The 6,560-nt window shown below is 70.2% G+C and carries 7 protein-coding genes and 1 pseudogene; 6 read left to right on the top strand and 2 right to left on the bottom strand.

Features of this window, described 5'->3' with window-relative positions:
• The first annotated feature begins 148 nt into the window (after window positions 1-148).
• Window positions 149-2,302, top strand: coding sequence for a S9 family peptidase (locus QH283_RS20660; protein WP_280504631.1), 2,154 nt, complete (start codon window positions 149-151; stop codon window positions 2,300-2,302).
• A 240-nt stretch (window positions 2,303-2,542) separates the two neighbouring features.
• Window positions 2,543-2,782 (top strand): hypothetical protein, encoded by a 240-nt coding sequence (locus QH283_RS20655; protein WP_280504630.1) that lies wholly within the window; start codon window positions 2,543-2,545, stop codon window positions 2,780-2,782.
• 157 nt (window positions 2,783-2,939) lie between these two features.
• On the opposite strand, the gene QH283_RS20650 is transcribed toward QH283_RS20655, so the two are convergent.
• Window positions 2,940-3,596 (bottom strand): MBL fold metallo-hydrolase, encoded by a 657-nt coding sequence (locus QH283_RS20650; RefSeq protein WP_280504629.1) that lies wholly within the window; start codon window positions 3,594-3,596, stop codon window positions 2,940-2,942.
• A gap of 140 nt (window positions 3,597-3,736) precedes the next feature.
• Between QH283_RS20650 and purS the strand changes: the two genes are divergently transcribed.
• Window positions 3,737-3,973: a phosphoribosylformylglycinamidine synthase subunit PurS gene (gene purS / locus QH283_RS20645; RefSeq protein ID WP_280504628.1), complete on the top strand. Its 237-nt coding sequence runs from the start codon at window positions 3,737-3,739 to the stop codon at window positions 3,971-3,973.
• Window positions 3,970-4,647, top strand: coding sequence for a phosphoribosylformylglycinamidine synthase subunit PurQ (purQ, locus tag QH283_RS20640; protein WP_280504627.1), 678 nt, complete (start codon window positions 3,970-3,972; stop codon window positions 4,645-4,647). The genes purS and purQ overlap by 4 nt, the downstream gene beginning before the upstream one ends.
• Before the next feature lie 69 nt (window positions 4,648-4,716).
• Here purQ and QH283_RS20635 read toward each other — a convergent pair whose 3' ends face one another.
• Complete coding sequence (locus QH283_RS20635) at window positions 4,717-5,802, bottom strand: substrate-binding domain-containing protein (protein ID WP_280504626.1); 1,086 nt, start codon at window positions 5,800-5,802, stop codon at window positions 4,717-4,719.
• 49 nt (window positions 5,803-5,851) lie between these two features.
• On the opposite strand from QH283_RS20635, the gene QH283_RS20630 reads away from it, so the two are divergent.
• Both QH283_RS20630 and QH283_RS20625 read left to right on the top strand, forming a co-directional pair.
• Window positions 5,852-6,277, top strand: coding sequence for a MarR family winged helix-turn-helix transcriptional regulator (locus QH283_RS20630; RefSeq protein ID WP_280504625.1), 426 nt, complete (start codon window positions 5,852-5,854; stop codon window positions 6,275-6,277).
• A 70-nt stretch (window positions 6,278-6,347) separates the two neighbouring features.
• A pseudogene (locus QH283_RS20625) lies at window positions 6,348-6,560 on the top strand (hypothetical protein); the annotation flags it as partial.

Below are 6,560 nucleotides of genomic sequence, written 5' to 3'. Positions count from 1 at the left end.
AGCCCGAGCCGGGCGGTGGGGCGGCGCAGCGCCGTGGCGACGTGACGGACGGCCGTGGCGAGGGGCATGGCGCGAGCCTAGTGGCGGGACGTAGGTCGCGCCGCCGATCCGCCGGGCGCGCGGGCGGCGGGTCAGTAGGGTGGAGCCCATGTCTGTCGAGAGTCAGGTGGCGGCGCCGATCGCCAAGCGGGTGCCGACCGAGCGGATCCATCACGGCGACGTCTTCGTCGACGAGTACGAGTGGCTGCGGGACAAGGAGAATCCCGAGGTCATCGCCTACCTCGAGGCCGAGAACGCCTACACCGAGGCCAAGACCGCCCATCTGGCCGGAGTGCGGGAGAAGATCTTCGAGGAGATCAAGTCGCGCACCCAGGAGACCGACCTGTCGGTGCCGACCAGGATGGGCGGCTACTGGTACTACTCGCGCAGCTTCGAGGGCAAGCAGTACGGCGTGCACTGCCGGTGCCCGATCGACACCTCAGCGGACGACCTGGCGGCCTGGACTCCGCCGCAGCTGGAGGCCGACCGGGAGATCCCCGGCGAACAGGTGCTGCTCGACAGCAACGAACTGGCGCAGGGGCACGAGTTCTTCGCCCTCGGCGCCTTCTCCATCAGCCACGACGGGCACCTGCTGGCCTATTCGGTCGACACCGTCGGCGACGAGCGCTACACCCTGCGGGTGAAGGACCTGCGCACCGGCGAGTTGCTGCCCGACGAGATCGCGGGCACCGCGCCCGGCGCCACCTGGTCGCTGGACGGGACGCACATCTTCTATCAGACCGTGGACGAGTCCTGGCGGCCCGACACCGTCTGGCGGCACCGCCTCGGCACCGGCACCGACGCCGACGTGAAGGTCTTCCACGAGCCCGACGAGCGGTACTGGGTCAGCGTGGGCGCGACCCGCTCGGAGAAGTACCTGATGATCTGGGTCGGTTCCAAGATCACCACCGAAGGCTGGGTGCTCGAGTCCGACAACCCGGAGGGCGAGTTCCGGGTGATCCTGCCGCGCCGCGAGGGCGTGGAGTACTCCGCCGAGCACGCGGTGATCGCGGGCGAGGACCGCTTCCTCATCCTGCACAACGACGGGGGTCCCGACGGGGCGAAGGCACAGAACTTCGTGCTGGCCGAGGCGCCGGTGAGCGACCCGACGGCCATGCGCACCCTCATCGCGCACCGCGACGACGTGCGGCTGGAGGATGTCGACGCCTTCGCCGACCACGTGGTGCTCAGCTACCGCCGCGAGGCGCTGACCAGGGTCGCGGTCTGGCCGCTCACCGAGTCCGGCTACGGCGAGCTGCGCGAGCTCGAGTTCGACCTCGAACTGTTCGCCGTCGGCCTCGGCGGCAACCCGGAGTGGGCGCAGCCGACCCTGCGCATCGGCCTGACCTCCTTCATCACCCCCATGCAGGTCTTCGACTACGTGCCCGCCACCGGCGCGCTGCTGCTGCGCAAGGAACAACCGGTGCTCGGCGGCTTCGACGCCTCCGAATACGGCCAGCGCCGGGACTGGGCGGTGGCCGAGGACGGCACCAGGGTGCCGATCTCGCTGGTGTGGCGCAAGGGCACGGCCGACCCCGGCGAGCGGCCGCGCCCGCTGTTGCTCTACGGCTACGGCTCCTACGAGTCCAGCATCGACCCCGGCTTCTCGGTGGCGCGGCTGTCGCTGCTCGACCGGGGCTTGATCTTCGCGGTCGCGCACGTGCGCGGCGGCGGCGAGATGGGCAGGCTCTGGTACGAGAACGGCAAGACGCTGTCGAAGAAGAACACCTTCACCGACTTCGTCGCCTGCGCCCGCCACCTCGTCGACACCGGCGTGACCGCCCCCGACCGGATGGTCGCCGACGGCGGCAGCGCGGGCGGGCTGCTCATGGGCGCGGTCGCCAACCTCGCGCCGGAACTGTTCGCCGGCATCCTCGCCAACGTCCCCTTCGTCGACCCGCTGACCTCGATCCTGGACCCCTCGCTGCCGTTGACAGTCATCGAGTGGGACGAGTGGGGCAACCCGCTGGCCGACGAAGAGGTCTACGACTACATGAAGTCGTACTCGCCCTACGAGAACGTCGAGGCCAAGGACTACCCGGCCATCCTGGCGATCACCAGCATCAACGACACCAGGGTCCTGTACGTGGAGCCCGCCAAGTGGGTGGCCAAGCTGCGCGCCACCAGCACCGGCGACAAGCCGCTGCTGCTCAAGACCGAGATGAGCGCCGGGCACGGCGGCGTCAGCGGGCGGTACGCCAAGTGGAAGGAAGTGGCGTTCGAGTTCGCCTGGGTCCTCGACATCGTCGGCCTCGCCGACTGAGGGGGGGCTGTCAGCCTCGCCGACTGAGGGGCTGTCGGCCTCGCCGACTGAGGGGGCTCTCGGCCCGGCTGCCTGGGGTGCCGTCGGCCCGGCGGCAGGACCCGGTGGGCGAAACGGCGGCGGTTTCAGGGGTGTGCCCGCGCACGTGGCGGGCAATACCCGCCGGTTCGTGAACGAAACCCGGACCCGGAGCAGAATTCCGGGTGTTCGGGCATGTCGGGCTGATGCTGCGCAATTTCCGTGAATCGCGGAATTTTCTGGGTTTCGGTCGGATTCTTCCGTCGTGAGCGGAAGCGCTTCGGTCTATTTCGCGGCCCGGGAAAGTTTTTCGAGAGAAATTCGCGCGCCGCTGTTTGTGTGCGCGCGAACGAGCAACTCTCCCAATGCAAGGAACACCCCGACAGTTCGAAAGGAACAATCATGCTGGACGAAATCCTCGCCCTGATCGTGGTCCTCGTCGAGTCCCTGAGCGCGAGCTGACCCGACAGGCACGCGGAACGACCGACTGCCCGCCCCGCGCCGCTCATGTGGTGCGGGGCTTCTCGTATTCCGGCGCAGGAAGCGCGGCGCGCCGGAACGGCTTCGCCCCGGTCGAATTCCGGTCGCCGCTCCCGTGATTCGCGCGGGATTCGCGCGCTCAGGCCCGGTCGGGGAATTCCCGGCTCTCCTCGACCGAGAGCGCTTCGAATTCCGTTCCCTCCGGTCGCATCTCGGTGAGCCTGCCGAAGTAGATGCCCCTGGCCTCGGGCGCCACGACGCCGTAGTGGATCGGAATCGCGGTGCGCGGCTTCACCGCACGCACATAGTCCACCGCCTCGCTGATCTTCATCCACGGTGCGGCGGCGGGCGCGGCGAGCACGCCGACCGGCACCGGCGGCACCCACAGGGAATCGCCGGGGTGCACCAGTTGCGCCGGGTCGTCGGCGGTGCCGAGCTGGAAGACGGTGTTGTCGATCACCGGCAGATCGGGGTGGATGACCGCGTGGCGTCCGCCACCGCCGGTGATGCGCAGCCCGTCCAGGTCGAGCACGTTGCCGGCGTGCACCGCCTCCCAGCGGCCGCCGCGCTGCGCGGCGGTCTGCGGGTCCGACAGCAGCCGCGCGCCGGGATTGGCCTCGGCGAGCGCGTCGATGCGCTCGGGGTCGATGTGGTCGGGGTGCTGGTGGGTGATCGCGATCGCGTCCAGACCGGTGATGCCTTCGAAGCCGTGCGAGAAGGTCCCCGGATCGAACAGGATCTTCTTGCCGTGTAGTTCCACGAGCAGGCAGGAGTGTCCGAAGTGGGCTATGCGCATGGCGCCATGCTATGCGTGCGGAATGCTGTGCGTGCGGACCCCGCAGGTGCCGCGACGTGGGCGGACAACTAGGCTGCACGGGTATTCCCCCGCAACCACCACCCCGTCGTGGGTGGTGTCCTCAGAGCTAGGAGCAACTCGTGGCACGAGTCGTGGTCGAGGTGATGCCGAAGGCCGAGATCCTGGACCCCCAGGGACAGGCCATCGTCGGTGCACTGCCGCGCCTGGGATTCGAGGGCATCTCCGATGTCCGCCAGGGCAAGCGGTTCGAACTCGACGTGGCCGACGACGTCAGCGATGCCGAGCTCGAGCAGATCGCCGAACGCCTGCTGGCCAACACCGTCATCGAGGACTGGAAGGTGGTGCGGCTGTCGTGAGCGCGCGCATCGGCGTCATCACCTTCCCCGGCACCCTCGACGACGTCGACGCCGCGCGGGCCGTTCGGCTGGCGGGCGCGGAGGCGGTGAACCTCTGGCACGCCGATGCCGACCTGAAGAAGGTCGACGCGGTGATCGTGCCCGGCGGCTTCTCCTACGGCGACTACCTGCGCGCAGGCGCCATCGCCCGGTTCGCACCGGTGATGGGCGAGGTCGTGCGGGCCGCCGAGCAGGGCATGCCGGTGCTCGGCATCTGCAACGGCTTCCAGGTGCTGTGCGAGGCGGGGCTGCTGCCCGGCGCGCTCACCCGCAACGAGGGCCTGCACTTCATCTGCCGCGATCAGTGGCTGTCGGTGGAATCGGTGGACACCGCCTGGACCTCCCGCTACGAGCCGGGCGCGCAGATCCTCATCCCGCTCAAGTCCGGCGAGGGCCGCTACCAGGCCTCGGCCGCGGTGCTCGACGAGCTGGAGGGCGAGGGGCGCGTGGTGTTCCGCTACGCGGGCGACAATCCGAACGGCTCCCAGCGCGGCATCGCGGGCATCGCCTCGCCCAACCGCCGGGTCGTCGGCCTCATGCCGCATCCCGAGCACGCGACCGAGCCGCTGACCGGTCCGAGCGACGACGGCCTCGGCCTGTTCCTCTCGGTGCTCGACAGCCTCGTCACCGCCTGAGTCCGTCACCGCCGGAGTCCGGTCACCGTCCCGCTCCGTCCGCCGCCCGGGTCCGGCGCTCGACCGGGCTCACGGCCTGAGGCCCGCCGTGCGCAGGGTGTCGACGATCTCGAAGTCGACACCCTCGACCCGGGCCAGATGGCTCGGCCGCACGGCCTGGTGGCCGCGGAAGAAGCACAGCCCGTCGGGCGCCTCGAACGCCGGTCCGCGCCGCATCGCCCGTTCGATCTCGGGCACTTCAAGCGAACCCGCCGCCTCGGCGACCGCGCGCAGCGTGTGCAGGGCCTCGTAGCCCGCCTTGCTGAAGGTGGTCAGCTCCGGCGCGAAGGTGCCGAAGCGGCGACGGTAACGGAGCTTCAGATCGCCGCCGGGGCATTCGTCGACGAAGAAGCTCGACGGCACGTAGAGATTGCGGTGCGCGCTCGGGCCACCGGCGAGCAGCACGTTCTCGTCGACCGACGGCCCGATCCTGACCTGGTGCTCGTCGCGTCCGGCCGCGGCGAACTGCCGGTTGAACGCCGCGGCGTCGGCGCCGAGCAGCAGCACGAGCACGCCCTCGGCGGCGTCGAGATCGGGATGGTCGAGGAAGGCCGTGAAATCGTCGGCCCCCTGCGGCATGAAACGCTCCAGCACCACCGCGTCGCGGCCGCCGCACTCCCGGCGCACCGCCTTGGCCAGCTCGCGCGGCCAGATGTAGTCGGCGCCGATGATCGCCCAGCGCCGTACTCCCAGCTCGCGCCGCGCCCAGGCCACCGCGGCCAGCGCGTGCTCGGCAGGGTGCTCGCCCAGCATGAGCAGGCCGGGCGGGGTGGGAAGGCCCTCGTGGCAGGCGGCGTAGACGAAGGGCACCCGGCCCGCGTTGGCCTCGGCGACCGCCATGCGGACCGAGGAGGTGTGCCAGCCGGTGATGGCGTGCACCATGCCGGTCGCCAGCAGCGCCGAGATCTCCTCGGCGACCTGGTGCGGTGAACGGCCGCCGTCGATGGTCGTGACCCGGATCTCCCGCCCGAGAATTCCACTGCCGGAATTGATTTCCTCACCGGCCAGCGTCACCGCATTGTCGTTCGATGGCACCGCGATCGCCAGCGGTCCGCGCATCGGGACGATATTGAGGATCTCCAGCGTGTGCTCGGGGCTCTCGCCGGACGCGGACATTCGGTACTCTTCTTCTCGATCGAGCGAACAATTGGCAGGCGGGAAAACGATGGCCCTCATTGTAAGCCGCACCGCGACTTTGCACGGTGCGCTGCGCGCCGCGGAACGCCGTTGGCTGCGCCACCTCGACGACGCACTGTGCGCGCGGCAGCTCTCGCCCGACCAGTGGTCGATGCTGTGCAACCTCTCGGCCGACACCGGCATCACCATGAGCCAGCTGGCGGCGAAATCCCAGCTGGCGCCGTCCTCGGCCACCAGGCATGCCGACGCCCTGGCCGAGCGCGGCCTGATCTTCCGGGTCGCCGCCGAGGAGGATCGCAGGCGCATCCTCATCGGGCTCAGCGCCCGCGGCGTCGAGCTGGTCGAGGCCGTCCGCGCCGACGAGGCGCTCGCCGAACAGCGGATCAGGGCCACCCTCGGCGGCCGCCGCTACGAGGAACTGCTGCGGCTGCTGGAGATCGTCGCCGAAGCCTGAGTGGTCCCGGCCCCGCCTCCACCCACGCGGCGTTCCGTGCCCGCGCTCGTGCCTGCCTAGGATCGGCGGTATGCCAGTTTCCGCCGCTGCCACCGCGACGACGACCGCCACCGCCGAAGGGCTGTGCGCCTTCGTCGACGCCTCGCCCTCGCCCTTCCACGTCTGCCGCACCGTCGCCGCCGAACTCGACGCCGCGGGCGCTGAGCCCGATGAGGATGCGCCTGCGATCCTCCTCGGCGGCGACCCGGAAGATCAGGCCGCGCTCGGCCAGGGCGTCGGCATG

It is taken from the genome of Nocardia farcinica (assembly GCF_029867845.1).
GTDB classification, from domain to species: domain Bacteria; phylum Actinomycetota; class Actinomycetes; order Mycobacteriales; family Mycobacteriaceae; genus Nocardia; species Nocardia farcinica_A.
Note: the sequence above shows the minus strand (reverse complement) of the source record. Positions and strands in the feature narration are given on the sequence as shown.

What these genes read in the sequence shown, in the direction of transcription:
- QH283_RS20660 (WP_280504631.1), top strand. Translation starts at nt 149, where the DNA reads ATGTCTGTCGAGAGTCAGGTGGCGGCGCCGATCGCCAAGCGGGTGCCG.
- QH283_RS20650 (WP_280504629.1), bottom strand. Translation starts at nt 3,596, where the DNA reads ATGCGCATAGCCCACTTCGGACACTCCTGCCTGCTCGTGGAACTACAC.
- QH283_RS20635 (WP_280504626.1), bottom strand. Translation starts at nt 5,802, where the DNA reads ATGTCCGCGTCCGGCGAGAGCCCCGAGCACACGCTGGAGATCCTCAAT.
- QH283_RS20630 (WP_280504625.1), top strand. Translation starts at nt 5,852, where the DNA reads ATGGCCCTCATTGTAAGCCGCACCGCGACTTTGCACGGTGCGCTGCGC.